Source organism: Streptomyces sp. NRRL S-31 (assembly GCF_000718775.1).
GTDB lineage: Bacteria > Actinomycetota > Actinomycetes > Streptomycetales > Streptomycetaceae > Streptomyces.
Genome location: NZ_JOCB01000276.1, coordinates 1 through 328 on the forward strand (window position 1 = coordinate 1; position 328 = coordinate 328).

1 protein-coding gene is annotated in these 328 nt (G+C 75.6%); it reads right to left on the minus strand.

All coding sequences use genetic code 11. The features are described 5' to 3' along the window. Positions 1-328: hypothetical protein (locus IF37_RS40450; RefSeq protein ID WP_158727468.1), on the minus strand; the 328-nt coding region annotated here is incomplete at both ends.

Sequence of the window (328 nt, forward strand, 5' to 3'; positions counted from 1 at the left end):
CGAACGCACCCGAGGTGAACGAGGCCAGCGACGTCGTGAACCGGCCCGTGGTGATCGCGTTGTACGTCCCCTCCGCCAGGTTCATCGCACCACCCCACAGCGCGGCCTCCCCCGCCAGCGAAGCGACCTTGCGCCCGAAGTCCGGCGCGAACACGCGCGCCACGTCCTGCGACAACACCCGCCGCAAGGCGCCCGTGTCCCGCGGCAGCGCCCGCAACGGCACCGCCAGCGCCGCCTCCATCCCCCGCCCGCCGAACGACCGCGCGAACGCCCGCGCCCAGTCCTCACCCACCCGGCGCGCCGCCGCCTCCCCCATCACCCCGCCCAG